The sequence below is a fragment of the Thermococcus alcaliphilus genome, assembly GCF_024054535.1.
Taxonomy (GTDB): Archaea; Methanobacteriota_B; Thermococci; order Thermococcales; family Thermococcaceae; genus Thermococcus_A; species Thermococcus_A alcaliphilus.
In genome coordinates this window covers 128903-153065 of the sequence record NZ_JAMXLV010000021.1, presented here as the reverse complement: position 1 = coordinate 153065, position 24163 = coordinate 128903, and the positions used below count along the sequence as shown (strand labels likewise).

General features: G+C 42.6%; 27 protein-coding genes and 2 tRNA genes. 16 read left to right on the top strand and 13 right to left on the bottom strand.

Annotated features, from left to right (window positions below; genetic code table 11):
* The first annotated feature begins 11 nt into the window (after positions 1–11).
* Positions 12–773 (top strand): YchF/TatD family DNA exonuclease, encoded by a 762-nt coding sequence (locus tag NF859_RS07400; RefSeq protein ID WP_252743667.1) that lies wholly within the window; start codon positions 12–14, stop codon positions 771–773.
* A 5-nt stretch (positions 774–778) separates the two neighbouring features.
* Positions 779–1066, top strand: a complete 288-nt coding sequence (locus NF859_RS07395; protein WP_252743666.1) for a DUF3216 domain-containing protein — start codon at positions 779–781, stop codon at positions 1064–1066.
* Between the two features lie 94 nt (positions 1067–1160).
* Here the strand turns inward: NF859_RS07395 and NF859_RS07390 are convergent, their stop codons facing one another.
* Positions 1161–2675 carry a dihydropteroate synthase-like protein gene (locus tag NF859_RS07390; protein ID WP_252743665.1) on the bottom strand — a complete coding sequence of 505 codons (1515 nt, stop codon included), beginning with the start codon at positions 2673–2675 and terminating at the stop codon, positions 1161–1163.
* 84 nt (positions 2676–2759) lie between these two features.
* Between NF859_RS07390 and NF859_RS07385 the strand changes: the two genes are divergently transcribed.
* The gene (locus NF859_RS07385) at positions 2760–3521 is read left to right on the top strand and encodes an ABC transporter ATP-binding protein (RefSeq protein WP_252743664.1); all 762 of its coding nucleotides are present in this window, start codon (positions 2760–2762) and stop codon (positions 3519–3521) included.
* A gap of 8 nt (positions 3522–3529) precedes the next feature.
* Positions 3530–5008: a permease-like membrane multi-spanning protein gene (locus tag NF859_RS07380; RefSeq protein ID WP_252743663.1), complete on the top strand. Its 1479-nt coding sequence runs from the start codon at positions 3530–3532 to the stop codon at positions 5006–5008.
* Here NF859_RS07380 and NF859_RS07375 read toward each other — a convergent pair.
* Genes NF859_RS07375 through NF859_RS07365 form a run of 3 tightly spaced genes read right to left on the bottom strand, consistent with a single transcriptional unit; the run spans position 4998 to position 6758 of the window.
* Positions 4998–5351 carry an Mth938-like domain-containing protein gene (locus tag NF859_RS07375; protein WP_252743662.1) on the bottom strand — a complete coding sequence of 118 codons (354 nt, stop codon included), beginning with the start codon at positions 5349–5351 and terminating at the stop codon, positions 4998–5000. The genes NF859_RS07380 and NF859_RS07375 overlap by 11 nt on opposite strands.
* Positions 5335–5868: an NUDIX domain-containing protein gene (locus NF859_RS07370; RefSeq protein WP_252743661.1), complete on the bottom strand. Its 534-nt coding sequence runs from the start codon at positions 5866–5868 to the stop codon at positions 5335–5337. Before NF859_RS07370 ends, NF859_RS07375 begins: the two co-directional genes overlap by 17 nt.
* Positions 5869–5903: 35 nt before the next feature.
* On the bottom strand, positions 5904–6758 hold the full coding sequence (locus NF859_RS07365; RefSeq protein WP_252743660.1) for a PfkB family carbohydrate kinase: 855 nt from the start codon (positions 6756–6758) through the stop codon (positions 5904–5906).
* A 46-nt stretch (positions 6759–6804) separates the two neighbouring features.
* Here NF859_RS07365 and dapA point away from each other — a divergent pair, with 46 nt between their 5' ends.
* The 4 genes from dapA (at position 6805) to NF859_RS07345 (ending at position 10509) form a co-directional block, all read left to right on the top strand.
* Entirely contained in the window at positions 6805–7686 is an 882-nt protein-coding gene (gene dapA, locus NF859_RS07360) for a 4-hydroxy-tetrahydrodipicolinate synthase (protein ID WP_252743659.1), read from the top strand.
* Positions 7687–7763: 77 nt separating this feature from the next.
* A complete protein-coding gene (locus NF859_RS07355) occupies positions 7764–7988 on the top strand; it encodes a HypC/HybG/HupF family hydrogenase formation chaperone (protein WP_004068835.1) in 225 nt (74 codons plus the stop codon).
* Between the two features lie 2 nt (positions 7989–7990).
* Positions 7991–9100, top strand: a complete 1110-nt coding sequence (gene hypD / locus NF859_RS07350; RefSeq protein WP_252743658.1) for a hydrogenase formation protein HypD — start codon at positions 7991–7993, stop codon at positions 9098–9100.
* 215 nt (positions 9101–9315) lie between these two features.
* Entirely contained in the window at positions 9316–10509 is a 1194-nt protein-coding gene (locus NF859_RS07345) for a pyridoxal phosphate-dependent aminotransferase (protein ID WP_252743657.1), read from the top strand.
* Positions 10510–10521: 12 nt separating this feature from the next.
* On the opposite strand, the gene NF859_RS07340 is transcribed toward NF859_RS07345, so the two are convergent.
* The gene (locus tag NF859_RS07340; RefSeq protein WP_252743764.1) at positions 10522–10725 is read right to left on the bottom strand and encodes a MoaD/ThiS family protein; all 204 of its coding nucleotides are present in this window, start codon (positions 10723–10725) and stop codon (positions 10522–10524) included.
* 189 nt (positions 10726–10914) lie between these two features.
* On the opposite strand from NF859_RS07340, the gene NF859_RS07335 reads away from it, so the two are divergent.
* Positions 10915–11958: a DUF835 domain-containing protein gene (locus NF859_RS07335; protein ID WP_252743656.1), complete on the top strand. Its 1044-nt coding sequence runs from the start codon at positions 10915–10917 to the stop codon at positions 11956–11958.
* Between the two features lie 10 nt (positions 11959–11968).
* On the opposite strand, the gene NF859_RS07330 is transcribed toward NF859_RS07335, so the two are convergent.
* Positions 11969–12046, bottom strand: a tRNA-Arg gene (locus tag NF859_RS07330).
* A 111-nt stretch (positions 12047–12157) separates the two neighbouring features.
* Here NF859_RS07330 and NF859_RS07325 point away from each other — a divergent pair.
* Positions 12158–12604 (top strand): Lrp/AsnC family transcriptional regulator, encoded by a 447-nt coding sequence (locus NF859_RS07325; RefSeq protein WP_048874713.1) that lies wholly within the window; start codon positions 12158–12160, stop codon positions 12602–12604.
* On the opposite strand, the gene NF859_RS07320 is transcribed toward NF859_RS07325, so the two are convergent.
* From NF859_RS07320 to NF859_RS07295, 6 genes are all read right to left on the bottom strand, one after another.
* On the bottom strand, positions 12593–12937 hold the full coding sequence (locus tag NF859_RS07320; RefSeq protein WP_252743655.1) for a hypothetical protein: 345 nt from the start codon (positions 12935–12937) through the stop codon (positions 12593–12595). The genes NF859_RS07325 and NF859_RS07320 overlap by 12 nt on opposite strands.
* 28 nt (positions 12938–12965) lie before the next feature.
* A complete protein-coding gene (locus NF859_RS07315; protein ID WP_252743654.1) occupies positions 12966–13679 on the bottom strand; it encodes a phosphoribosyltransferase family protein in 714 nt (237 codons plus the stop codon).
* A gap of 65 nt (positions 13680–13744) precedes the next feature.
* Entirely contained in the window at positions 13745–14266 is a 522-nt protein-coding gene (locus NF859_RS07310) for a YkgJ family cysteine cluster protein (protein ID WP_252743653.1), read from the bottom strand.
* 12 nt (positions 14267–14278) lie between these two features.
* Complete coding sequence (locus NF859_RS07305) at positions 14279–14518, bottom strand: Lrp/AsnC family transcriptional regulator (RefSeq protein WP_058946968.1); 240 nt, start codon at positions 14516–14518, stop codon at positions 14279–14281.
* A complete protein-coding gene (locus NF859_RS07300) occupies positions 14515–15861 on the bottom strand; it encodes a signal recognition particle protein Srp54 (protein ID WP_252743652.1) in 1347 nt (448 codons plus the stop codon). The genes NF859_RS07305 and NF859_RS07300 overlap by 4 nt, the downstream gene beginning before the upstream one ends.
* 375 nt (positions 15862–16236) lie before the next feature.
* Positions 16237–17520: an MFS transporter gene (locus tag NF859_RS07295; protein WP_252743763.1), complete on the bottom strand. Its 1284-nt coding sequence runs from the start codon at positions 17518–17520 to the stop codon at positions 16237–16239.
* Between the two features lie 66 nt (positions 17521–17586).
* Here NF859_RS07295 and NF859_RS07290 point away from each other — a divergent pair, with 66 nt between their 5' ends.
* From NF859_RS07290 to NF859_RS07265, 6 genes are all read left to right on the top strand, one after another.
* Positions 17587–18432: a damage-control phosphatase gene (locus NF859_RS07290; RefSeq protein ID WP_252743651.1), complete on the top strand. Its 846-nt coding sequence runs from the start codon at positions 17587–17589 to the stop codon at positions 18430–18432.
* Between the two features lie 82 nt (positions 18433–18514).
* Complete coding sequence (locus tag NF859_RS07285; RefSeq protein ID WP_087037464.1) at positions 18515–18724, top strand: RNA chaperone; 210 nt, start codon at positions 18515–18517, stop codon at positions 18722–18724.
* A 105-nt stretch (positions 18725–18829) separates the two neighbouring features.
* Entirely contained in the window at positions 18830–19870 is a 1041-nt protein-coding gene (locus NF859_RS07280) for a tetratricopeptide repeat protein (RefSeq protein WP_252743650.1), read from the top strand.
* A gap of 45 nt (positions 19871–19915) precedes the next feature.
* A complete protein-coding gene (gene mtnP / locus NF859_RS07275) occupies positions 19916–20716 on the top strand; it encodes an S-methyl-5'-thioadenosine phosphorylase (protein WP_252743762.1) in 801 nt (266 codons plus the stop codon).
* Between the two features lie 85 nt (positions 20717–20801).
* Complete coding sequence (locus NF859_RS07270; protein WP_252743649.1) at positions 20802–20975, top strand: hypothetical protein; 174 nt, start codon at positions 20802–20804, stop codon at positions 20973–20975.
* A 104-nt stretch (positions 20976–21079) separates the two neighbouring features.
* On the top strand, positions 21080–23965 hold the full coding sequence (locus tag NF859_RS07265; RefSeq protein WP_252743648.1) for an N-6 DNA methylase: 2886 nt from the start codon (positions 21080–21082) through the stop codon (positions 23963–23965).
* A 104-nt stretch (positions 23966–24069) separates the two neighbouring features.
* On the opposite strand, the gene NF859_RS07260 is transcribed toward NF859_RS07265, so the two are convergent.
* Positions 24070–24147, bottom strand: a tRNA-Gly gene (locus tag NF859_RS07260).
* Positions 24148–24163: the final 16 nt, after the last annotated feature.

The window sequence follows — 24163 nt, the reverse complement described above, 5'->3', positions numbered from 1 at the left end:
AGGGGGTTCAAGTGATAGACGCTCACGCTCATGTGGAGATGTTCAAGAAGGAAATCCCAGCAATCGTTGAAGAGAGCCAAAGACACCTTGACGCCATAGTGGATTCTATAACTGAATACCGGAAATTCCACGTATGGAAAAGCTGGGAGCTCCTAAAGCCGTATTTTGGCTTCATGTTTCCAACTTTAGGATTCGCCCCAAACGAAGCTAGGAGGGGCAACTGGGGAAAGGTCAGGAGGGTTGAGGAGTTTATAATAGAACATAGGGATGAAATCATCGCCGTTGGTGAGATTGGGCTTGATTACTACTATGCCAAAACGGAAGAAGAGCGAAAGAACCAGCGTGGAATATTCAGCCATTTCCTTGAGCTCGCTGCTGAGCTTGGCAAGCCTGTTGTTCTTCACGCGAGGGATGCTGAAAGAGAAGTTTATGAGGCAGTTCAGAGGAAAGGCCTTCATGGCTACTTCCACTCCTACACTGGGGACGTTGAAACAGCTAAAGAGATCGCTGAAAATGGACATTTCATAGGTATAAGCACTGGAGTGGCTTTCATCCCCGAAGTGAGGAAAGTTGTAGAGGCTTTGGACGTTGAAAACATTCTCGTTGAGACCGATGCTCCATATATGAGTCCTTTCAAGGGCGAGAAGAATAAGCCGTATTATGTGAAGTTCGCCATCGAGGAAATAGCTAAAATAAAGGACATACCTGCTGAGGAGGTAAAGAGAACAACTCATAAAAACGCTGTTAGGTTCTTTAAGCTGAATCTGAGGTGATTCCTATGGAGGAAGTTGAGAGGGTTAAGGCATTGTGTAAGGAGCTTAATGAAGAGCATCTCCTTAAGGCTATTGATTCCTTTGTATCCCTTCAGAAGGAGCTCTCGAGCAAAAAAGGGGAGGATTTCATAAACGTTTCCATACTGGGCTTTATCGAGGGGATTCTGGTAAGTCTTTCAAGAAAGCATGAAAACGAAAAAATAGGTGAGCTTTTGGAGGAAGTTAGGGCAAAAAGGGCGGAGCTGGAAGAGAAGTTTAAGAAGCCAAGAGTTCCGCTCTTTGAAAATCCCTGATCAGCCCTGGCTGTACTCCTCATTGCCATGGGGCTCGGGATAGGCTTTCATCACCCTCGTTATGGGTTGGCATTTTTGGTTTTAATACTTTTCCTCAGTAGAAGTCCTTGAAGAGTTCGCCCTCTTGCAGATAACTTCTCCTTAGTTTGAGAGCAGTTTTTGCCCTTTCTAGCTCTCTTCCGAGATAAAAAGCGTGTCTGGGCGAAATTTCAAAGTGTTCCAAGATTGTGTCAATTATTGCGTTTGGTTCTTCTCCAACCACCGTTAGAAGCTGTTTAGTGCCCTTGTGGGCTATCACCCATATCTTATCATCCTTAAGGAAGATTCTAAAGTAGATATCCTCAAGCTTCACGCCTTTTTCCTTGGCATTCACAACGGGGGATTTTACTTCATAGGTAACACTTTCGCTTTTCTTTTCTTTTAAGAGCAGTAGGTCAAAGCCAAGATCCTTGGGAATCTCGAAGAACATCATGTCCAAAGCCCTTCTTAGCTCCTTGACGCTTCCTCTGCACTTAGGACTCACCTCTGTAGTGAGGAGGAGTGAAATGTTCAGTTCCTTCGCAACTCCTGCCAATAGGGCGTTAATTCCTACGCTGTCCGCGTCTATCATCTCCACAACGTTTCCAACTCCAGCTAAGAGGACATCTTTCTCGTGCCTTTCTCTGTAGAGCTGGAAGGCTGAGATGGAACGGGCTAAATTGGGCACATGCTCAAGAATCAAGTCTGCAATGACTCTCTTATACCCCAAGGAAAGTGCTTTTTCTTTAAGCTTCTCTAAGAATTCAACCCTCTCTTTGGGATTGATGGGGAAATAGCCTTTTTCTTGGTTAGTTGGAATCAAAACGACGGGCTTTTCAGTTATCATAACTTCTAGGTTGCTCTCATCAACGCTTAAAAACAGATCCGCAAAGTCAAGGGCTCTTTCAAGTTCTCTTGGGTTTAAGGAATCGAAACTTATCGGAACCTTATAGCCGGAGCTTTTTAGGGCTTCTCTAAGCTCTGGAATTATCTCAGCGAATTCAGGATTCTCTTCCCCACTCACCATCCCCAGATCAATTATATCCGCTCCACTTTTGAGGTAATAGAGGGCTTTATTAAAAAGCTCCTCGAAGCTGAGCTTTGAGGCATCTACAATTTCGGCTATTATTCTCTGCGGAAAGTCAAGTCCAACTGGCAAATTTCCTATGAGGAAGTTATGGGGCTTCTTGAGGGCTTTTTCAATGTATTTCTTATTTTTTGTTTGGTTTTTAATGTCTTCGACTTTCTTGAGGGCATCTATTTCAAACAGATCATCGGCGGGGATTTCTTTGCTCAGCTTGAACCCCTTTTTGAGTGCTTGGATTACTTGAGGTATGTCGTAAGCGTTTCTTGGGCCTTTGAACGTAGGAATTCCAATGGCATCTTCTATCTCCTGTGCCGACCCTCTCACGAGTCCGGGGATTAGTATGAGATCGTAATCCCTTATACAGGCTTTTTTTAAACAGTTTACAATCATTCTCGGGGTAAGAAAAGCCGCAACACTAACGGGACATACAAAGACATCGCATCCTTCTCCATACTTCCTAACCAGAGGCTCCGCAAGGATTCCCGTGACGAGTAGGATTTTCATGTTATCATTTTTGCATTTCATGGTTATAAATCTCTCTCAAAAGGTTTATTAGAGCAGTGGTTTTCAATTAATCGAGGCAAGTTTATGATCGTGGTGGAAAATCTCACTAAGAGGTTTGGCGAGAAAACAGTGCTCAACGGGATAAGCTTTAGGGTTAATGATGGCGAAATTTATGGGCTTCTAGGCCCCAACGGAAGTGGAAAATCGACCACAATGAAGATTCTGGTTGGTATACTCAAACCGACTTCTGGAAGTGTAAGTATAGCGGGCATTGACCCTTTAAGAGACCCCGTAAAGGTGAAAGAGGTCGTGGGATTTGTGCCCGAAACACCTGTTCTGTATGAAAGCTTAACGCCAGAAGAGTTCTTTAATTTCGTTGGGAGTGTTAGGGGAATTGCTAAAGAAAAGCTGGAGGAGAGGGTTAACTATCTTGTCAAAGCCTTTGGGATTGAGGAGTACCTCGATCAGTTTATCGGAACGCTGAGCTTTGGCACACAGCAGAAAATTTCTCTCATCTCTGCCCTGCTTCACGACCCACAGGTTCTTGTTCTTGATGAAGCCATGAACGGCCTTGATCCTAAAAGTGCTAAGATATTAAGGGAGCTTTTGCTCGAATTCAAAGAAGAGGGGCAGAGCATAGTGTTTTCCACTCATGTGTTGCCCTTAGCAGAGATGATATGCGACAGAATTGGGCTTATCTATAAGGGAGAGCTTATTGTGGAAGGAACAATGGAGGAGTTAAAAGAGAAAGTTCATGAAGAAAACTTGGAAGATATTTTCCTCAAGCTGACGGAGAGCAAAGGAGAAGTGGAAAATATTTTGCAGGCTCTGAAAGAGGCTTTATAGGTGGTTTTATGCTGGAAGTCCTTTATCGCGAGCTTCATTACCAGATAGCAAAGAGAAACCCTCTGATAGCAAACGATGAGAGACAGTTCCAAAAGGCAATTAAAAATGCGATGAACATTAAAAGGAGCATTGGAGTTCAGGTACTTGGTTTCCTTCCATTTGGCTTGTTGATGGCGTCTACCTTTGCTTTTACCAATGAGAAGCTGGTTCTTTCTTCTCTAATGGTGTCCCTTGCGTTGATACCGTTTGTCTTTGCGATGTACGTTACTGCAGTGCAGACCTCCTATGTTCTTTCGGTGGGGTTGTTTGAACCTTTAAAGCTCCTCCCAATAAAAATGGGCTCCAGATATCTCAGCGGTCTTTTGCTTCTTGAAATTTCGCCGTCCTTAGCTACAGTCCTCCCAAGTGCACTCTTCCTTATGGTGAAATACCCTTTATCGGGGCTTCTTGCAGTCCTCTGGCTGCTGCTAGGGTTATTTTTAGGACACACACTTGGATTGCTCTTGGTTAATTTTTTCTCTCTCAGGATACACCAAAGGGCAGGAAAGGGCCATTCTTTGAAGAGCTTTGCCAGGGTTGTGATGTTTCTGATTTTTATAGGCATGTTCATGATGATGAACTACCTTCAGTACTACATAAGGGAGCACTCTGAACAGGTTGCTGGAATAGTGGAAAAGTACTTTATTGCGTATCCTTTTGTCGTCTCCTCTATCTTTGACCCTCTGCGAAGTATGGCACTTTTTCTTGCTTATTTGAGTATCTTTGGACTCGTGTATCATTTAACCCTCAAAGGAGTATGGAAAAAGATTCTCGAGCCCCCTGTGGTTTCGGAAAGGCGCGGCATCTCAAAGTTCAGGGCATCGCCAAGGGGCAAAATCTTAGCTTTGGTTTTAAAAGATTTCAAGATATTCGTTAGAAAACCGGCGATGCTTGTAGCTTTTCTCTTCCCCATCTACGTAATTTTTCCGACACTTGTATCTGCACTTCAAAGTGGAAGATTAAGGCTAGAAGACCTTTTATCCGTGCTTTTTATGATTGGTTTGTTTTCCGTTCCGGGTGCTGATGCAGTTCTCAAGACTGAGGGGAAAAATTTGGACTTCCTCAGAACTCTCCCCATAAAAAAGAGAGACTTTGTCATTGCAAAAGTTATGTCAATGACTCTTATTCCGACTTTCTTGGGGCTTTCCTTAGTAACTCTCGGCGTCTTTTATAACCCGGAAGCTTTTGTTTTATTGCCCTATGCTCTTTTCCTTCCGTTTATAGCGTCTTCCATAACGATGCTTTATTTTTTCAGATATAGGGGAGAAGAGATTGGTATTCCCGAGCTTAGATGGCCGCAGATAATCCTTATGTTCATAATCGTTGGTATAGTTTTTGGCATTATCGCCCTTCCGATTTTTGTAAGCTTTAATGTAATTGGGAGCGAAGTGATAGCCCTTGTGACGTTTTTAACTCTGGCATTCCTCCTTGGAAGGCTCAGCAGGTGATGTGGAATATCCCCAGTGTTTTTCTCTTCTTCCTGAGCTCGTTGAAGACTTTTGCCGCCTCAGGAGTGGGCTTTTCGATTACTTCTTTCCCCTCTATTAGCTTTCTGCTTTCTGGAAGGAGTGAAAGCATCCCATAGATGCCCGTTCCAACGACGAGAACTTCGAAGTCTTCTTTTAAGTATTTCTTCAGCTCCTCTGGGTCGAGCTTGTGGCTTGTCCCGTGTTTTTCTTTTGAGATCCACTTTTTGCGCCTTTCAACTTTTCCCGAGGGGTAGATAACGATGTCGTGAGAGTATTCTTTTCTATTCACGCTTATTCTCCCAAACTCAACTTTGTCTATCATCATAACCACCCAAAAGGCGGAGCGCATCTTCTATAATCTTTCCGTGATCAAAAGCGAGTTTCAAATCTTTTACCTCGTCAAGCTTAAAGACCCTTGCCTCACTCGCATCGTCTCCTCCTTTCAGCTTTCCCCTTCCTTTGGCTAAGAACGCTATTGTAACTGTATGCCCCCTCGGGTCTCTGTTCGGATCGCTGTAAACACCTATAAGCTCTAAAAGCTCGACATCCAGCCCGGTTTCCTCCTTTGCTTCCCTTATGGCAGCATCTTCTACTCTCTCCCCATACTCTACAAATCCTCCCGGCAGTGCCCAGTAGCCCTTATACGGCTCATTGCGCCTCTTTATGAGCACTATACCGTCTTTGTGCAGTATTACGAGGTCTACAGTTAAGCCTATGCACCTATGAAGCTCGGCCTTAACCTCTGGATATTTGGTTTGTATGAGCTTTTCTATCTCTTCCTTGATTGGATTTATGTTGTATCCCTTGGGGGCTTTTAGGAGGAGGACGTATCGCTCCATACAATCACCTCGGTCAAGTCCCTTTTCATCATCCCTCAGCGTGCTGACGTTTCCTCATCGGTGTTTAATTTTTCTACCTTTACGAATTTAGCCTTTTCCATGGCTTCAGCAATGGGGAAGTCGATGGTTCTTCTCTCTAGAAACGCTGCTGTAAAGGCATTCGCTCTCTTTAGGGCTTGAATGAAGGGGCATTCCCTGTAGAAATATGCAAAGCTTGCGAGGAAAACGTCTCCAGCTCCTGTGGGCTCCTTTGCATCTATTTTGAGGGGGTAATAGATGTACTTCTCTCCCTTATGATAAGCTACTCCACTTTCAGAACCGTTTGAGACCAAAAGAACCTCAAGATCATCCGGGTTTAGGTTTTTCACGTGTTGGAACTCATTGACGTCTGCATGGACAACATGTGCATTTTTTAAAAACTCTCCGTTTATCTTTTTTAACCCAACCCTGCCATTTTTAAAGGTTCTAATAAACCCTTGAATATCCACGGCAACTTCCTTGGCTTTTACGAGCTCTAAGGCCTTTGGAGGAATCTCATTTGCAACGGGATTTAGCAAGATGATGTCGAACTTTTCTTGGGGGATTTCATCAAGTGTGAAGGAATCAGCCTTGGAGAGGAGCTTGAGTTGTCTGTTCTCTTCGTCTAGATAGAGGAGTTCATAAGTTGTGCTTTTTTCAGAGGGAATTATTATCGTTGATATTCCGTAAGATTCGAGCTCTTCAAGCCACTCAATTGGAAAGTCCTTTCCGATTTTAGTCAAAACAACAACTTCGCAGAACTTTGAGAGTGCAAGGGATGAATAATATGCTCCGCCGCCGATTCTCTCGGTTTTTCTTCCATCTTTTACTATGATGTCGTGGGTTAAATGTCCAATCACCAAACATCTCATTTCTCTCACCGCAAGGTTTAATTAGGTAAAGCTCCTTTTTAAATTGATGCCTATGTTTGAAGGAGTTTTTGTCCCCCATATAACCCCATTTGATGATGAAGAAGAAATAAATGAAGAAATGCTGCGTGATCTCGTCCACTACTTTGCAGATGCTGGTTTAAACGGCTTAGTAACTTTGGGGAGCAATGGAGAGTTCCCTTATTTGAGCTTTGAGGAGAAGCTTAGGGTTCTTAAGATTGTGCGGGAGGAGTCTCCAGTTCCGGTTATAGCCGGCGTTGCGGAGAACTCTACCAAGGAAACTATAAGGCTTGCGAAAGAAGCTTGGGATATAGGGGTGGATGCCCTCTTAATAGCCCCACCGTACTACTTCAAGCCTGACGAGAGGGAGCTTTTCGCTCATTATTCCAGAATTGCCTACGAGGTAGAGGCTCCAATCTTGCTCTACAACGTTCCAAAGTTTACCACAATCAACATAGATCTGGATGTAGTCGAGAAGCTTGTGGAGGAGCACTCCAACATCGTTGGTATAAAGGACTCAAGCGGGTCAATAGGGAGAATAGCAGAGCTTGTAAGAAGAGTAGGAGATAAGATAAATATTCTAGCCGGAACCGCGGATGTTATGTATCCTTCGTGGATGCTGGGGGCACATGGGGCTGTCGTGGCAGTTGCAAACGTCGCTCCGAGACTTTGTGTTGAACTTTACAACGCATTTCTTGAGAAAAGGTACGAAAGGGCGAGAAAGCTCCAGCTCATGATAAACTACCTCAATGAAATTGTCGTCAAGAAATACAACCAGATAAGTGCGATAAAAGAGGCTATGAGGATGCTCGGCTTTGAAGTGGGTTACCCAAGGATGCCAGCTTTGCCCCTTGATGAAAAGGCCCTAGAAGACATAGAACGGGCTTTGATTGAGATAGGCCTCTTATGATACACAACTTTGTGAACAACCTATGGTTTAAAAAAGAATTAAAAACTCCCTTCTGTAGTTTTGATTAGGTGAGGAAAATGTGTTTAGCAATGCCCGCTAAGGTAGTTGAAATTAAGGATAACGTTGCAATAGTTGATTTTGGCGGAGTTAGGAGAGAAGCTCGCATAGACTTTGTGAAGGACGTTAAAGTTGGTGATTACGTTATAGTTCACACGGGATTTGCCATTGAAAAATTGGATGAAAAAGCCGCCCTTGAGAGTTTGAAAGCTTGGGAAGAGGTCATGAAACTCGTGGAGGAGTGAATATGGAACTTTCGATCTTTCAAGATAGAGAGTTAGCTCAGAAGATCCTCCAAGGGATAAAACGAGAGGCGGAGAAAATAGGCAGGGAAGTAAAGCTGATGCACGTTTGTGGTACTCATGAAGACACCGTGACGAGGAGCGGAATAAGGTCTCTTCTTCCCGAAAACGTTAAAGTTATGAGCGGTCCTGGATGTCCCGTCTGCATAACCCCTGCAGAGGACATTGCGGCAATGATGGAGATAATGCGCAAAGCAAAAGAAGAGGGAGAGGAGATAATCCTCACGACCTTTGGGGACATGTATAAAATCCCCACAGCAGTGGGAAGCTTTGCCGATCTGAAAAGTGAGGGATTTGATGTTAGAGTTGTTTACTCGATTTACGATTCCTATAAGATAGCACTCAAAGAGAAGGACAAGCTGGTGGTTCATTTTTCTCCGGGGTTTGAAACCACAACTGCTCCCGCTGCGGGCATACTGAAGGAGGTTATAGAGAAGGGAATAGAAAACTTCAAAATATACTCAGTTCACCGCTTAACTCCTCCAGCAGTTGAGGCGTTGATTAAACAAGGGACGGTTTTTGATGGGCTTATAGACCCTGGACACGTTTCGACAATAATCGGCGTGAAAGGATGGGAGTACATAACAAAAGAATATGGAGTTCCCCAGGTAGTTGCGGGATTTGAGCCGGTTGATTTTCTCATGGGAATATTCATGCTCTTGAGAATGATAAGAAAGGGAGAGGCAAAAATAGAAAACCAGTACACGAGGGTTGTGAAATACGAGGGCAACGTTGAGGCCCAAAGAACGATAGAGGCTCTCTTTGATATCGTTGATGCAAAGTGGAGAGCTTTGGGTGTAATACCAAAAAGTGGGTTGGAGCTCAAAAAAGAGTATAAGGATTATGAAGTAAGAACATTTTACAGGGTAAAGCCTCCAGAGCTGCCCGATCTGGAGAAGGGATGCATATGTGGGGCTGTGCTTAGAGGACTGGCGTTGCCAACACAGTGTCCCCTCTTTGGAAAGAAGTGTACTCCAAGAAACCCGGTTGGGCCATGCATGGTTTCCTATGAGGGAACGTGCCAGATATTCTACAAGTATGGGGCACTCTTTTGATTTTTGCAATTTTTATTTTCGATATTGCCTAGGGTTAGAAAAGGGCTCAGAGGGTGTTCACGTCATCACTCCTCAGCATGCTTGCTAATCGTCATCGCCTGAAGTAGCTACGCTTTCTCTCTTTTAAAGCTATCTCCAAAACGTGAAACCTTATGCTAGGAAAAATTTTTATGCTTGTAAAACAACATTTCTCTGATTTATACGGAGGTGTTGTTATGGTTAAAGCGTCAAAAAGAGCGATGAGTATTGAGTATGCCATTAGGGACGTTGTTCTGCCTGCAAGGGAGCTTGAAAAGCAGGGAATAAAAATCATCAAGCTCAACATCGGTGATCCCGTGAAGTTTGACTTTCAGCCCCCAGAGCACATGAAGAAAGCTTATTGCGAAGCAATAATGGAGGGTCACAACTATTACGGGGACAGCGAGGGGGATAGGGAACTTAGAGAGGCTATTGTGGAGAGGGAAAAGAAAAAGAACGGTGTGGATATTACTTCAGAGGATGTCCAAGTTACAGCTGCCGTTACCGAGGCATTGCAGTTCATTTTTGGGGCACTTATTGATGGGGGCGAGGAAATACTAATCCCCGGGCCGAGCTATCCGCCATACGTTGGGCTTGTGAAGTTCTACGGTGGTGTTCCTAAGGCTTACAGGACAATTGAAGAAGAGGGCTGGCAGCCTGATGTAGATGACATGAGGAAAAAGATAACAGAAAAAACGAAAGCAATAGCCGTTATAAATCCAAACAATCCAACTGGAGCCCTCTATGAAAAGAAGACCCTTCAAGAGATAATAGACCTTGCTGGTGAGTATGACTTGCCAATAATAAGCGATGAGATTTATGACCTCATGACATATGAAGGAAAGCACGTTTCTCCGGGTTCATTAACTAAGGACGTGCCCGTAATAGTCATGAACGGTCTCTCAAAGGTCTACTTCGCAACAGGATGGAGATTGGGCTATATGTACTTTGTAGACCCAGAGAACAAGCTTGCTGAGGTTAGAGAAGCAATAGGGAAGCTCGCAAGGATAAGGCTCTGTCCAAACACCCCGGCTCAAAAAGCGGCAATCGCTGGCCTTAGGGGTCCAATGGACTACCTTGAGGAATACATGGCAAAGCTGAAGGAGAGAAGGGACTACATCTACAAGCGCCTTAATGAGATGCCAGGAATAAGCACCCAGAAGCCACAGGGGGCGTTCTACATATTCCCCAAGATTGAGGAAGGCCCATGGAAGAGCGACAAGGAGTTCGTCCTTGATGTCCTCCACAACGCCCATGTGCTCTTTGTCCACGGCTCTGGCTTTGGCGAGGGCGGAGAAATGCACTTCCGTTCAATATTCTTAGCTCCGGTGCCAGTGTTAGAAGAAGCCATGGACAACCTGGAGAAGTTTATGAAAGAAAGGCTTGGATGACCTTTCTTCTTTTTATCCTCCTGAGACAACTGGAATAACTTCGACATAGTCGTTGTCGTTAACTGGGTCATCTTCTAAAGCAACTTTTCCGTTTACCTTTGCTATTGCACTTTCCGTGTTGAATCCAACAGCCCTAAGGACGTCTTTGACTTTCATTCCCTTCTGATACTCCAGCTCTCTCTCGATTTTTCTTCCGATTACCCTCACTTTGATCATGAGCATCACCGGAGAAGAATTCCTACATGGGTTTTTAACTTTGTCGAAAAACTCTTTAAGTTTCTGAAGGATATATAAACGTCGATGATGGTCGAGGCCCGGCACTGAAGGGTGATGAGGGCCATCACATCTGAGACAAAACGGAAAACCTTATAATCATCGAACATTTATTCGGTATTTGGGAGCCCCATGATACATCCACTTGAAGTAAGTATTATAGGGGCATTTATAATAAGGATCGGAGCAGTTTTACTGTTTTTGTATGCCTATTACAAAAGTAGACGGAAGTCTGCCCTATTCTTCGCACTTTCGTGGATTTCTGCAATTCCAACGGCAACCTTCGGGCTTATTAATATAAAGATCGAAAACGCTTTAGTCTCTTTAGCTTTTGCCCTCTTTACCCTTGGTCTCTTTTCTATGCTTAAGGAAGAGGCTAACGTTCCAATTCCCAAGGCAGGCGTTATAGTTCAGCCCCTTGTTATAGCTCTTTTTGGCATAGGGGAGAGCATTATTGAAAGAAACCCTGAAGATGGGTATATATTTGGAGGACTTTTGACGGTGATACTTGGTGCCATAGCGATTGAAACTCTCTCCCCATATTACGGCAGAGATGGAAAGGGATTGGGAATTGCCCTCATGATTTCAGGTGTTGCCTCTGCAATTTATCCTTTATTTTCTAAGACTAAGATTCCCCAATTGTGGAGTGTAGGACAGATAGTCGCTTTAGCAGTTGGTGCAAGTTTGTTCTACTTTTATTACAAAATAGTTTCCAGCCCGCGTTTCATCAAAAATGAGGATATAAGAGTTGCAGAATTTCCGGAGCTTGAAGGAGTTCTTATTATTCCACCAGAAGGGTTTAAACAAATTAAAACACAGTTGAAAGATTATCCAGTTCTTGCTTTTCTGCGGAGCTTAAGGCCATCTGAAAAGTGGAATTCCTTCATCTTCACCACTATAGAAAGGCCAAATGGAATCTACCCCACCGATCTGTACAAGATAACCGACATGGTCAATAGGTACATCTTCGAGATGAAAAGGAGCAATCTTAGGGGAATAGTGTTGATAGAAGGCTTGGAGTTCTTAAGGTTGTACAATGAATTCCCTTCAATAGCAAAGATGCTGAGCGCAGTTAGAGACTACGTGGTTTCCAACAATGGAGCTCTTATAGTTGTTGCGGACAAGAATGCTTGGGACGAGAAGGAGTGGAACGCCTTAAGGAGAGTCTTAGAATAGAGCAAACTTGTGGCGGACCGGCGGGGATTTGAACCCCGGACCCTCGGCTTAGGAGGCCGATGCCCTATCCTGGCTAGGCTACCGGTCCACTCCCGTTTCCTATCCTCTCTCACTGGCTTATAAATCTTTTGTTAAACAAAATAATTTAACGGAAATCAAAGGGTATTTAAACTTCCCTTCAAAACTTTCTCTGGTGTGGCTGATGGTGGATGAGTTGGACAGAAAAATAATCTCTATTCTTCAGGAAGATGCCCGACTTTCATATAGGGAGATAGCGAAAAAAGTAGGAGTTGCTGTGGGAACGGTGTATAACAGAATAAAGAGGCTTGAAGAAGAGGGGATTATCCGAGGGTTTGCTCCAAAATTAGATTACGCTAAACTTGGCTATGACCTTACGACGATAATCGGGGTTAAAGCTCAGGGAAAGAGGATAATTGAGATTGAGAGGGAAATAGCCAAAGATCCCCATGTTGCTTGTGTTTACGATGTTACGGGGGAATACGATATAATAGTCATCGCAAAGTTCAGGGGAAGAGAGGATATGAACAGGTTTGTCAAGAAGCTTTTGAGGATAGATGGTGTGGAAAAGACTTACACCCATGTCGCAATGGACATTGTAAAGGAAGATTTAACGCTAGAGGTCTAGGAAGTTTCTCACAAATCTCCTCGCCAAGTTTTGCACAGTCTCAGCGGGTAACTTTACTTTTTCCCCATTTACCGTGCCTTCAAATATTAGTGGAATTGGATTTAGAGTTTCTATAACCTGAAACTCCTCATTTTCGTTTAGCGTTGCCTTTAGAACCTTTCGATACTCTTGAGGGGTTACAACCTTTATAACGCCGTGCAGTTCCAATCTCTCTCCACATTCCTTCTCACTGCAGATAAAGTCAAACTCCTCCCCGAGCTTTGCCTCCACCATTATGCTCTTTCCAGCCACATTGTATATCATAAACCTGTCTTCATTCTCCAAATTTTCCATATTAAATCCTCCAAATAAATAATAAAGGTCAAAGCCTTACCATAACGTCCACAGGGATGTTGTATTCCTCTTTTATCCTGTCTATTGCATTGCCGGCACTTATAAGGAAGAACATTCCTGCAGGTGTTGCATTTGCCTGCTTGCACATCTCTATGAGAGCTCTTTGGGTTTCTCCACTCCTCACAACATCGTCAACTATTAAAACTCTCTCTCCCTTTTTAATTGCCCAAGAAGGGAGGTACAACGTCATAACGCTTCCTGAAGAGCTTGAGACATAATTTACCTCGTAAAACTTTTCCACTCCAACTTCTTTCTTCTTCTTTGCGTAGACGACATCTACCCCAAGTTCGTTTCCGATGTGAATTGCCAGAGGGATTCCATCCGTAGCCGCCGTTAGTATTTTGTCTATGTCCATCTCCATGTACCTTGAGGCAACGCTCTCAGCAATAAGGCTCATTAGGTCTGTATCGCTGAGAATTTTCAAGTTATCAAACAATCCATGTTTATCAAAAACTATTCTCTTCTTAACCTCCTCTTCAAGGTTTACGTATGGGGAGAGAACCTTTATTAGCTCTTTGGCACGCTGCGTGCTTGGAAGGACTTTTCCCCTCACATATCTGTTGAGCACCGTTATTGGAAGTCCAGTGATCCTTGAGAGTTCTTCATATGTGTAGCTCTTTTTTAAGAGCCTTAAAATCCTGATGACACGGAGTTTCTCTTTAACTGCCTCTATCTGACTCAAGCTCCCACCTCCTGCTGGTGAGATAATATTGACAAGAAAATGTATAAATAGGTTTCGGTTTATGGTCAAATTATAAGATTTGCTGGTTTATTCTGGTGATTGGAGATTCCCATTTTTTGCCGGTATTCTGAAATTACCTCACCAAAATACTTCATAACAAAATCTAGGTCTACATGTTCTCCATCTGGATGATTAATTCCCTTACAGAATGGATCTTCCTTTACGTATACCTCAATAACGAGTCCGTGCTTGATTAGAATAAAGGGATAAAGCTTACATGCCAATGGCCGTTTGGAGTAAATCTTGCACTTTCCATCTTCTCCAAGGAAGACACAGCCATCGTCAAACGGTCTCTTCTTAAGTCCGTATCCCAAAAACTTATCTCCCCTGTAGAACATTTTCTCATAATCCACGAACTCCCACGCGTTAAATCCCAAATCCTCTATTCTTGTTATATCCTCATCTCTGAGGGGTATCTCAAGGTTTATGCAGCAGTTGGCACACTGAAGGCATTTAAATTTAAAAGAGGGATCGCTTTTAATTTGCAGGGTTTCTAAATTTATTGTCGCTACCCACCTCTTCTCCACTTTTTTATCACCTCAGCTCCCGTAAGAGCTTGCTATTAGTGTTTCGGTCATCTCTATTTCTCTTATTTTCCTTAAAATCTCGTCATGGAAGCTGTCTAACTCTTTAATGTTCTCAATTTCAACTCGTATAATTATGTCGTATTCTCCATAGACTTTGTATATCTCCTTCACTTGTGGGATGTCCTTCAGCTTTTCATATACCAGGTCTTCATTTCCGGGCTTTACAATAATTAAAACAAATGCCTCCATCATATGCCCAACCCTCCAAAGTTAAACTTCTTGGCCATCTTAGCCAATTTCCTTTTGTCCATACCCTTAAAGAATTTTTTCATCTGTTTATACTGGTTGAGCAGTTCTTTTACATCTTTTGTACTAGTGCCAGAACCCCTTGCTATTCTCTTGATCCTTGAGTAGTTTATTATCTCGGGATTTTCGAGCTCTTCTTCAGTCATGGAATCCATGATTACCTTGAATTTTTTCAGTCTCTCTTCACTCACCTTAATTACTTCATCTGGGATAGAATAACCCATTCCCGGGATCATCTTTAGTATCTGCTGGAGTGGCCCCATTTTTCTCATAGCTTCTAACTGAGCATACATGTCTTTGAGGTTAAACTTCCCTCTTAAGAACTTTTCAACGTCTTCTTCTTTGAATTCAGCCTCCTTGCTAAGTTCCTCGAACTTCTCCAGCAACCCTTGAATGTCCCCCAATCCTAAGAGCCTTGAAACAAAGCGCTTTGGATCAAAAGGTTCTAAGTCATCTATCTTCTCACCAACACCAATGAACTTTATTGGGGCTCCAGTTGCTACAACAGCGGAAAGAGCCCCTCCACCTTTGGCTGAACCGTCTAGCTTGGTTACAATTATCGACCCTATGGGAGTTGCCTCCTTAAAAGCCAATGCCTGATTATACGCTTGCTGTCCAATTGTTCCGTCGATTACGAGGATGACCTCATGGGGATTTATCGCTTCGCTTATTTGCTTCATCTCTTCTATGAGTCCTTTCTCTTCCTTGTGCCTTCCTGCGGAGTCCACTATTATCACATCTACGCCCTTCTTTTTGAAGTACTCCACTCCCTCTTTGGCAAGCTTTACTGCGTCTTTTTCTTCGGGGTCTCCAAAAACCTCAATTCCATACGGCTCTACCAATTGTTTTAACTGGAAATAAGCACCTGGACGCCAGGTGTCCGAACATACCAAGCCTACTTTATATCCATGCTTTTGGAAATATCTCGCGAGCTTTGCCACGCTTGTGGTTTTCCCTGATCCCTGAATACCAACCGTTAGGAGAATAGTAGGCTTTTCTTTTATCTCTATGGGCTTTGCCTCTTTTCCCAAAAAATTGGTCAGTTCTTCATAGACTATTTTGATTATATGTTCCTTTTTGGAAACTCCAGCAGGTGGCTTTTCTTCTAAAGCTCTCTTCTCAATTTTCTTGGTGAGATCAAGAACTAGACGAACGTTAACATCACTCGTAAGTAAAGCCCTCTGAATGTCCCTAACTACCTCTCTCACAAGAGCTTCATCAACGGTACTTGCACGCGCAAGTTTTCTTAGGGCGTTGTTGAGTGACTGACCGAGCTTATCTAATACCATTTTCCTCCACCATATGTAGAGCTGTCCCTAGGTTTATAATCCTTAGCTCTTCGATCTTTGTACTGGTGTGTCCATTTAATAAAAGAAACCTTTGGAAAGTCGCTTTGATTGCTCATATATATACATTAAACTTTAAACACGGTCATTCAGCAGTTTTTCTGAGAGTTTTGCATTCTTCTGCTCATTCATAGCTAAAAAAGGTCTGAAAATGTTTTTAAAGGAAATTAATTTATTTATATTCGAGAGAAAACCCAAAAAAGAAAGGAGGTGAGAGAAATGGATATGATATCAAAGCTTTATGATTACCTTTACATGAGGGAGTTCGAAAAGAGAAAAAGAAAGCCCGTAGTTGAGGAGCTTGCATTCCTTGATTATCTATACTAACTCCACTCCTTTAGTTTCTTTCCCGAGAGTAAGGACGTCCAAAGCCCCTATAATTGAAATCACAGCAATTACAAGCACAGCCACCCCAACGGTTGAAGTCTCCATGATCTTTCCTGCTAATATTGGTGCCAATCCTCCTCCAATTCTTGCCATTGCCCCTGCCCATCCTGTTCCAGTTCCTCTAACTTCAGTTGGATAGAGTTCGGGGGTATAGGCGTATATAGCTCCCCATGCTCCGAGATTGAAGAAGCTGAAGAGGACCGCGCTTGTCAGTATCATGTAAACTTTCCCTGAACTTGCATAGTGGTAAAACATGACTCCAGCCAAGCCAGAGAGCAGCAGATATGTAGAGAGCGTTTTCTTTCTTCCTATCCTCTCGAGAAGATAAGCTGCACTCCAGTATCCCGGTAGCTGGGCTACGGCGGTTATTATAAAGTATTGGAAGCTCTTAAAGACGGTTATCTTCAAAGTCGCTGCTAAGAACCTTGGAAGCCATATGAAGAATCCGTAATAAGCAAAGGCTATGCTGAACCATGCAATTGAGAGCATTAAAGTTATTTTGCCGTACTTTTTCCAGAGCTCTATTATTGTTATCTTTGCTTGCTTGCCCTCTTGCACCTTGATCTCTGCTTTTCTCCCAAGTATTCTTTCTATAACCCTTTCAGCTTCTTTTGTTTTTCCTTTAAGGGCCAAAAACCTCGGAGACTCCGGAAGCCAGAGTATTATTGGGAGCAACAGCAACACACTTCCACCAAACAGGAGAATGCTTCTCCAGCTGGCTTTTAGGAGGATTGCAACTATTCCAATTATTATAGTACCAATAGCCCAGAAGCTTTCTAGGATAGATATCATAGCCCCCCTAATTTTTGCGGGCATGAACTCGGCGAAATAGGAGCTTGCAACCGGCAGAGCTCCCCCTAGACCTAGCCCAACTATAAACCTAAGTGCTATAAGCTGATTCAAGCTATTAGCGAAACTACTCGCAATGCTTCCCAATCCAAAAAGCGAAACTGCCAATGTTAAGGCGTTTTTTCTTCCTATGTAGTCGGCAACTGTTCCGAAAAACCATGCACCGAAGAGCATCCCCCACAGTGCTGCGGATCCCATTGCTCCAAGTTTGCTCAGACTCCCCTGAAATGCCGGTTCCTTGCTTAACAAAGGAATCACAAAGCTCACGGAAAGGGTGTTTATTGCTATGAATGCCCACACCGTTCCGAGGATGGCTAGAAGAATGTAATGAAACCTTCCGAATTTTGCCTTGTCTATTACCTCCATTGTCCTCACCGAACAAATGTTCGGTTAATGCTTTTTAAATCTATTGCAAACTTTAATGGGATAGGTATGAAGATTCACTATGAATGTTTCACATGTATCGCGAATCAGTGCCAGAGGATAATTGAAATGAGCACAGAAGACTTAGCAAAAAGAAAGAAAGCCGCTGTTTTCTGTGCAAAGCTTATGGGAAAGCTTGAAGAAGATTCTATACCTGCAATAGTGTCCAGCAAGATATTTTTTGATCTCTACAAATTCCTTGGAGTTCGTGATCCGTTTAAAGCCTACAAAGAGTCCTCCAACAAGTTGGCTGAGAGAGTCTTGAATGAGATTGAAGCTATCATGGAAGTTGACCTTAAAACAGCGTTAAAGCTTGCAATAGTGGGTAACGTAATTGATTTTGCCGTTGGATACTCCCCGGAAAAGATTGAAGAAGACATAATGAGGCTCATTAAAGAAGAGCTTTACATAGACCGCTCTGAAGAGCTCTTCAAAAGGCTTGAAAATGCCAAAGTTTTGTTGTACCTTACTGATAACTGTGGTGAGATATACTTTGATAAGCTCTTCTTGAAAAAGATTCGGGAAAATTTTCCTCACCTAGATATCTACATTGCTGGAAAAGAAGCCCCGATAATAAACGATGCAACTGTAGATGATTTAAAAGCTGCTAAATTTGATGAGATTGGGACAATAATTTCAACGGGTTCTGGAATTGTGGGTGTTCCCTTTGGAGAGGTTTCAGAGGAATTCATGGAGATTTTCAGAAGAGCGGATGTCATTATAGCAAAAGGGCAGGGGAACTTTGAAACTCTCAGCGAGATTAAGGATGAGCGCATTTTCTATCTTCTAAAGGCTAAATGCCGCCCGGTAGCGAGGGAGTTAGGGGTACCCCAAGGGAGCATGCTGTGTATATAGACATTTGACGATATTATTTTTGACAAGCATCGATTAGAAAGGCTTTTATACTTTAAAGTTGTATAATATAGTGGTGATACCTATGCCGACGATGATTAAAAAGGATTTAAAGAAGTTCATGAAGGAGCTAAAACTTCATTACGACGATGTCTGGCGTGTTCCTTCAAGTGAATACCTTAAGAAGCCTGATTTTGTTGTAGTAGATCCCAAAACTGGCAAAAAGATAAAAGTGAGCTTTGTCTCATTGGACGATGGTGAGGTTGTCAGTGTAGTTTATGATGAACTCAGCTGATTCGTTTTTTGACGAATTCATTTCCGACTTTTGTTTTATGAGTATAAAATAGAATTGTCAAAATGGTTAAATATTCCTTTATCAAATTTTTTGTGATGATGAACAATGAAAGAGAGTACAATTAGTGATATTTTTGATCTCGTCGGTATAATAGCAGACCCGAAAATTAGAGCACTCACCTATGCTAATATTGGAGTTGAGCTTTTCCGCATGGGTAACGAAAAGTACAAGGATGCCTTTAGAAGAGCGTTAGAGACTGCAGAAGAAATTGAAGATGCAGCTGAGCTCGCTTTTTTGCTTATTCAGCTTGCCACTTATCTAGGAGAAACAAACAAAGCCGCCGCTGCAAGGGTCTTTAATAGAGTTCTTGAACTGGTTGAACGTATGCCTTCTAAAGTCCGGAATAGAGCTCTGGAAAAGATGATAGAAGCTGCGTTAAAACTCAAGCTCTACGATTTAGCTGTTTCTTATGCAATGAAAATCAAAGACGGCAGAGTGAGAAACAGCATGCTTATTCCAATTATCAGGGGATACCTATCTGAAGGTCAGCTTGCTAAAGCAATCAAAGTTTCAAAAGAACTGCTTGAAGAACCTTGGAGCTCTATGGCAAAATCGGAGATAATAAAGTACTACATTAAAGGCGGAGAAGTCATGAATGCCCTGGATATCTTTAACACTGTTGAGGGAAACAGGGAAAGGTTCATCAACGAAATCATAGAAGAGCTTGTTGACTCTCCAGAACACGTTTCAAAGTTCTTTGAACTTCTAAAAGAGGAGGAACTGGTAAGTGCTGCAAAGAAATTGCTCGACATTCTCATAAAATCTCCGAGGAGAGAGTACATCGAGCTAGTGGAGAGAATTGCAGAAAAAGTGCCTGATGAGAGCGTGCAGGTAAAGGTGGTGTCATTTTTAACGAGGGCTGGAGAAAAAGAGAAAGCATTAAAATACGCAAACAAAATACAAGATAGCTATCTGCGCTCCTTGGCATTCGGAGAAATTGCCTTGGGTTATCTAAAGGAAGATGATTTGGATAAAGCCATAGAGACCGTAAAGAATGTCAGAGACCTAAAATGGAATTCAAGACTTTTGGCAGAGATATTGATTAAGGTTCTAAGGCTTGCAGCCGAAGAGGAATCTAAGGAATGACATTAGCTTTAAATTCTTTTCTTCCAACTTTTTCTGGTGATGCTTGTGGTGAGGATAGCGATAATAGGTGGATCTGGGGTTTACGATCCAAAGCTTCTGGAAAACGTTAGGGAAGAGAGGGTTGAGACTCCTTATGGGGACATTAAGGTAAAAATTGGAACGTATAAGGGCGAAGAGATTGCGTTTTTGGCAAGGCATGGAGAGAAGCACAGCGTTCCGCCACATAAGATAAACTACCGCGCCAACATATGGGGGCTGTACGAGCTGGGCGTTGAGAGAATACTCGCGACATCGGCAGTAGGATCTTTAAACGAGACTATGAAGCCAGGAGATTTTGTTATACTTGATCAGCTAATTGATTTTACAAAAAACCGGGTTTATACTTTTTATGATGGGGAGGATTCGCCCCATGAAAGGAAGTTTGTTGCCCATATTGATTTTACTGATCCCTACTGTCCAGAGCTTAGAGAGGCTTTAATAAGAGCTGCTAGGGAGCTAGGTTTTAGCTATCACCCAAGAGGGACTTATGCCGCCATGGAGGGGCCAAGATTTGAAACAAGGGCGGAGATTAGAGCGCTGAAAATCCTTGGTGCTGATGTGGTAGGGATGACTCAATCTCCTGAGGCAATCTTGGCTAGAGAACTTGAGATGTGCTATGCGAGTGTTGCCATTGTTACCAACTATGCCGCTGGCATAAGTAAGACCAAGCTCACCCATTCGGAGGTTGTGGAACTCATGCAACAAAAAAGCGAAGAGATAAAGCTCCTTTTGATGAAAGCTGTGGAGTACATTCCAAAGGTCAGGAGATGCGCATGTAAGGATGCTCTAAAAGGTGCTACCGGCTGATTGTCTTTCTCTATTTTTCAATTTAATTTTACTTTTTGGTGATTTCTTGGCAAGTTTTGGTGATTTTGTGGTGAGATAGTTCAAAGTGCTGTTTGCGAAATACGAGTTTGACAAAATAATCGCAGAACTCGAAGAGGAGCTGACAATACGTAGAATGTCCGTGCGAGACAACAGAGATATAATCGAAAACACAGGACTCGAAGAGAAGTTCGAAAGGTTGAAGAGAATGCGTGATGAACTATATACTCTTAACTTCTGACCCTTTTTCTTTTACATGTTTGTTTTTGAAAAATACTCTACATCATTTTGGCGGACAAAATTGTTTTATAGTTTCATTCAAATGCCTGTGAATGGTGGAATATAATGGGGAGAGTGAAAAAAGGTAAAGTCACAGAGAGATCTCTCTATACACCAATGGTCAAAGTTTTTGAAAGGCATGGTGGGAAAGGAATATCAGAAATCTCATACAAATCTGTTCCTGACTTGATTGTTGAATGGTTGGGAGAAAAATGGATAGTAAGTGTAAAAATTGGAGATCCGCTCAAACGAGCAAAACTTGTCATAGACGCCATTCTCCAGTATCAAGACCATGTACGTGATACGGGCATAGAATATGGAATGATAGTGTTCTTCCCTGAGGAAGTGCGAAAAATAAGTCCATACGATCAAGATGCACTTGAAAATTTTGTTGAAACAGCCCCCACTTATGTCCTTGTCATGAATCCTTCAATGGAAATAAGAGATTCTTTCTCAAATGTCCTTTATGAGATCAGAAAAGCCATAGAAAAGAATATACCAACAACGTTCCCGCTGTCAACAGTACTCGCAGTCCTCAAAGAACATGTGATGTCCATAATGGATAGCATCAAGCTTACTGAAACCGAGATAACGAGAATAATCACCAACGAAGAACTTTTCTTTGGTATAAGTGGTAAAGCAAAAAAAGAGGAGGTCTTTAGATTTCTTGCAACATATATATTTCTGAGTCAAGTTTTATTCCTGAGGCTCTACTCTGTTGAACACCCGACTATAACAAAAGGAGTTGACCTCAGAAAAGTCGATAAAAAGACTGCCCAAACACTTTTTGATAGAATTCTCGAAATAAACTACAAGCCAATTTTTGAACTCAATGTCCTCGAAGTCATTCCAGAACAATACGTCGAAGACACATTCAAACTTATCTGGGGTCTGAAAGTTGAAAAGATTCGGTATGAGCTACCTGGAAGGCTATTCCACGAACTTATGCCAGAAAAAATCAGGAAGTTATTGGCAGCATTCTATACTCGCCCAATAGCAGCAGATCTGCTTGCTCAACTAACAATTGAGGATGAAAATGCAACTGTATTTGATCCAGCATGTGGGTCGGGAACTATTCTCACTGCAGCGTATAAACGCAAGCTGGAACTTTGGAAAAAGAAGGGTAAGAGAGGAGACCCTCACAAAAAATTCTGCGAACAACAAATCTATGGCGCTGATATAATGCCATTTTCAGTGCACCTTGCAGGTGCAAATTTGGCAGCGATGAATCCAGGTATCACAATCAATAAAGTCCAGATAGCACTTGGAGACAGTCTCAAACTGTCTCCAGACACAAGGATAAAACCTGGATATCGTAGTATTATGGAGTTCGTAAACGTGAGAAAAGGTGGTCAACAGAACCAAGCAAAGGCTTTTGAAGTGAACGGTGCGGCATATAACATCTTGCTACCCCATATGGATGTTGTCCTTATGAATCCACCATTTACAAAAATAGAACGAGGAATAAAAAGATACGTCGATTTGGAGCGCTTCAGGGACGTCGTTGGTGGAGAAGTAGGACTTTGGGGCCATTTTATAGCACTTGCGGATGTGTTTCTCAAAGAAGGGGGGACTTTTGGAGGGGTTATCCCGATAAGTATACTCAGGGGACGTGAAACGAAGAAAGTGAGAGAGCTTGTCTTCACGAAATGGCTACCGCTATATATAATAAAATCGACGATAAACTATGGGTTCTCTGAATGGTCGGAATATAGGGATGTGCTCATAATAGCGAAGAAAGTTGATCCAAAAAAACGGCCAAAAAACCATAAGGTCAAATTCTGCCTGATCAAAAAGAACCTCAATAAGCTAACTGAGGAGGATGTGAAAAGAATTGCAGAAACTATAAAGAAGGAAGAGAGATACAGAAGTAGCGATCTGGACATTGATGCACACACTCTCGAAGAGATCGAAAGGCATTTCGAAAACTTGATGGTGTTCATCAGCGGTGCGACGCTTGATGGAAAAGACGCTCTCGTCAACATAATAAGCAAAGCAAACAAGAAATTACTGAAGTTCCCAGAGGGATACTTCAAGGAGGGATATCGCTTCTCTGGAGGCTCATCAAATATCCTCACAATAACACGTAACATTGGAGAAGGAAGAACAGACCAAGCATTCTTGATACTCAGAAAGGAAACACCAAACGAGATTGTAGCATCGACCTCAGCTGGTGTTGCAGAATTCAGAATGAAACGTGAACATTTCGTTCCTGCACTCAGAACGCCTGTAGGCCTTGATACAATGGATATAACCGGCAAGCACGATTACATGGCAAAGGAAAGTTACGAGCACTTTGATGAGATAGTAAAACTCTCTGGATACAAGGGAAAAACAGATAAGAAATTCTGGGAAAGTGTAAGAAGGGCTATTGAGAGAAATAGCACCAATACAGTAATGACTCGTCGTATAAACCCATTCTCTCCAAATCAAAAACTTGTAGCATTTTATTCAGAAGAGAAAATAGTCCCTGCCGATCAGCTCAAGATCATAACAGAAGAAAACCCCAAACGGGCAAAAGCTATGGTAGTTCTTATGAATTCAATTTTCTTTCTTGCAAACTTCTTCAATTCGAAAGAGGAAACAACTGGAAGATTCGTTGATATACGTGGTCCAGATTTATATTCTATGAGGCTCTATCCACCTGAGGAATACGTGGAGAACTTGGTAAAGGTCTTCGATAAATACAAAGACAAGGAATTCCCTGCCCTGACAAAGCAAATAAGTGAGGAGTTTGAAGAGAGATATGAACAATTTTGGATTGCGGAAAGAAAGAATCAAGCAGTGCTTGAATTCGCAGTAATTCCATATAGGCCAAACAAATTGAGACTGGAATTCGATATGGATGTTGCAGTGGCTCTTGGAATTGAACTTTCGGAAGACGAACTTCTCAAGGCATACAAAGCAATAGAGGCGGACATGATAGCAACACGTGGATTGAGAAGAGATTGAGTATTTCACTCCAGCTTACATATACTTTTTTTTCATTTCTATATTTAACTACCTCCAACATGCTCGAAATGCCAAGATTTAAATTTGCTTGGCTCAGAAAAAGTTGGTGCGGTGGCCGGGATTTGAACCCGGGCCCGCGGCGTGGCAGGCCGCTGTCCTAGGCCAGGCTAGACTACCACCGCACAAGCCCGGTAGATA

What these genes read in the sequence shown, in the direction of transcription:
- NF859_RS07395 (WP_252743666.1), top strand. Translation starts at nt 779, where the DNA reads ATGGAGGAAGTTGAGAGGGTTAAGGCATTGTGTAAGGAGCTTAATGAA.
- NF859_RS07390 (WP_252743665.1), bottom strand. Translation starts at nt 2,675, where the DNA reads ATGAAAATCCTACTCGTCACGGGAATCCTTGCGGAGCCTCTGGTTAGG.
- NF859_RS07385 (WP_252743664.1), top strand. Translation starts at nt 2,760, where the DNA reads ATGATCGTGGTGGAAAATCTCACTAAGAGGTTTGGCGAGAAAACAGTG.
- NF859_RS07380 (WP_252743663.1), top strand. Translation starts at nt 3,530, where the DNA reads ATGCTGGAAGTCCTTTATCGCGAGCTTCATTACCAGATAGCAAAGAGA.
- NF859_RS07375 (WP_252743662.1), bottom strand. Translation starts at nt 5,351, where the DNA reads ATGATAGACAAAGTTGAGTTTGGGAGAATAAGCGTGAATAGAAAAGAA.
- NF859_RS07370 (WP_252743661.1), bottom strand. Translation starts at nt 5,868, where the DNA reads ATGGAGCGATACGTCCTCCTCCTAAAAGCCCCCAAGGGATACAACATA.
- NF859_RS07365 (WP_252743660.1), bottom strand. Translation starts at nt 6,758, where the DNA reads ATGAGATGTTTGGTGATTGGACATTTAACCCACGACATCATAGTAAAA.
- dapA (WP_252743659.1), top strand. Translation starts at nt 6,805, where the DNA reads ATGCCTATGTTTGAAGGAGTTTTTGTCCCCCATATAACCCCATTTGAT.
- NF859_RS07355 (WP_004068835.1), top strand. Translation starts at nt 7,764, where the DNA reads ATGTGTTTAGCAATGCCCGCTAAGGTAGTTGAAATTAAGGATAACGTT.
- hypD (WP_252743658.1), top strand. Translation starts at nt 7,991, where the DNA reads ATGGAACTTTCGATCTTTCAAGATAGAGAGTTAGCTCAGAAGATCCTC.
- NF859_RS07345 (WP_252743657.1), top strand. Translation starts at nt 9,316, where the DNA reads ATGGTTAAAGCGTCAAAAAGAGCGATGAGTATTGAGTATGCCATTAGG.
- NF859_RS07340 (WP_252743764.1), bottom strand. Translation starts at nt 10,725, where the DNA reads ATGATCAAAGTGAGGGTAATCGGAAGAAAAATCGAGAGAGAGCTGGAG.
- NF859_RS07335 (WP_252743656.1), top strand. Translation starts at nt 10,915, where the DNA reads ATGATACATCCACTTGAAGTAAGTATTATAGGGGCATTTATAATAAGG.
- NF859_RS07320 (WP_252743655.1), bottom strand. Translation starts at nt 12,937, where the DNA reads ATGGAAAATTTGGAGAATGAAGACAGGTTTATGATATACAATGTGGCT.
- NF859_RS07305 (WP_058946968.1), bottom strand. Translation starts at nt 14,518, where the DNA reads ATGATGGAGGCATTTGTTTTAATTATTGTAAAGCCCGGAAATGAAGAC.
- NF859_RS07300 (WP_252743652.1), bottom strand. Translation starts at nt 15,861, where the DNA reads ATGGTATTAGATAAGCTCGGTCAGTCACTCAACAACGCCCTAAGAAAA.
- NF859_RS07295 (WP_252743763.1), bottom strand. Translation starts at nt 17,520, where the DNA reads ATGGAGGTAATAGACAAGGCAAAATTCGGAAGGTTTCATTACATTCTT.
- NF859_RS07290 (WP_252743651.1), top strand. Translation starts at nt 17,587, where the DNA reads ATGAAGATTCACTATGAATGTTTCACATGTATCGCGAATCAGTGCCAG.
- NF859_RS07285 (WP_087037464.1), top strand. Translation starts at nt 18,515, where the DNA reads ATGCCGACGATGATTAAAAAGGATTTAAAGAAGTTCATGAAGGAGCTA.
- NF859_RS07280 (WP_252743650.1), top strand. Translation starts at nt 18,830, where the DNA reads ATGAAAGAGAGTACAATTAGTGATATTTTTGATCTCGTCGGTATAATA.
- NF859_RS07265 (WP_252743648.1), top strand. Translation starts at nt 21,080, where the DNA reads ATGGGGAGAGTGAAAAAAGGTAAAGTCACAGAGAGATCTCTCTATACA.